At 69.7% G+C, this 1,625-nt stretch carries 1 protein-coding gene; it reads right to left on the minus strand.

The genetic code is table 11. The features are described from left to right. Nucleotides 1-49 precede the first annotated feature (49 nt). On the minus strand, nt 50-1,625 hold a 1,576-nt coding region (locus ACL02U_RS32795; protein ID WP_412794661.1), incomplete at its 5' end, for an acyl-CoA carboxylase subunit beta.

The following is a 1,625-nucleotide window of genomic DNA, read 5'->3' on the forward strand; positions in this document are numbered from 1 at the left end:
CTTGATGTTCATGGGTGGGGTGCCTCCGGTGCGGGCGGGGGTGTTTCCGCTAGAGGGGGATGTTGCCGTGCTTCTTCGGGGGCAGGGTCTCGCGTTTGGTGCGCAGTTGGCGCAGGCCGCGGACGATGTGGCGGCGGGTCTCGCTCGGGGGGATCACGGCGTCGACGTAGCCGCGTTCGGCGGCGACGTAGGGGTTGAGGAGGGTGTCCTCGTACTCGCGGATGAGGCGGGCGCGGACGGCTTCGACGTCCTGGCCGGCGGCCTCGGCCTCGGCGAGGGTGCGGCGGTGCAGGATGTTGACCGCGCCCTGGGCTCCCATCACGGCGATCTGGGCGGTGGGCCAGGCGAGGTTGAGGTCGGCGCCGAGGTGTTTGGAGCCCATCACGTCGTAGGCGCCGCCGAAGGCCTTGCGGGTGATGACGGTGATCAGCGGCACGGTGGCCTCGGCGTAGGCGTAGATGAGTTTCGCGCCGCGGCGGATGATGCCGTCGTGTTCCTGGTCGACGCCGGGCAGGAAGCCGGGCACGTCGACGAAGGTCAGGACGGGCAGGTTGAAGGCGTCGCAGGTGCGCACGAAGCGGGCGGCCTTCTCGGAGGCGGTGATGTCCAGGCAGCCGGCGAACTGCATCGGCTGGTTGGCGACGATGCCGACGGGCCGGCCCTCGACGCGGCCGAAGCCGGTGACGATGTTCGGCGCGAACAGCGGCTGGTTCTCCAGGAACTCGGCGTCGTCCAGGACGTGCTCGACGACCGTGCGGATGTCGTAGGGCTGGTTGGCGGAGTCCGGGACGAGGGTGTCCAGTTCCCGGTCCTCCTCGCCGACGGCCAGGTCGGCGTCCTCGGGGAAGGCCGGCGGGTCGGAGAGGTTGTTCGACGGCAGGTAGGACAGCAGCTGCTTGACGTGGTCGACGGCGTCCTTCTCGTCGCCGGCCATGTGGTGGGCGACGCCGGAGGTGCTGTTGTGGGTGCGGGCGCCGCCGAGTTCCTCGAAGCCGACGTCCTCGCCGGTGACGGTCTTGATGACGTCGGGGCCGGTGATGAACATGTGGCTGGTCTGGTCGACCATGACGGTGAAGTCGGTGATGGCCGGGGAGTAGACCGCGCCGCCCGCGCACGGGCCGACGATCAGGGAGATCTGCGGGATGACACCGGAGGCGTGGGTGTTGCGGCGGAAGATCTCGCCGTAGGCGCCGAGGGAGGCCACGCCTTCCTGGATGCGGGCGCCGCCGGAGTCGTTGATGCCGATGACGGGGCAGCCGGTCTTCAGCGCGAAGTCCATCACCTTGACGATCTTCTGCCCGTACACCTCGCCCAGAGCACCGCCGAAGACGGTGAAGTCCTGGGAGAACACGGCGACGGGCCGGCCGTCGACGGTGCCGTACCCGGTGACCACGCCGTCGCCGTAGGGGCGGTTGTCCTCCAGGCCGAAGTGGGTGGAGCGGTGCCGGGCGAACTCGTCCAGCTCCACGAAGGAGCCCTCGTCGAGCAGCAGGTCGATGCGTTCCCGGGCGGTCAGCTTGCCCTTCGCGTGCTGCTTCTCCACGGCGCGTGCGGAGCCGGCGTGCGTCGCCTCGTCGATACGGCGCTGCAGATCCGCGAGCTTGCCCGCGGTCGTGTGGATGTCG

It is taken from the genome of Streptomyces sp. MS06 (assembly GCF_047200655.1).
Taxonomy (GTDB): domain Bacteria; phylum Actinomycetota; class Actinomycetes; order Streptomycetales; family Streptomycetaceae; genus Streptomyces.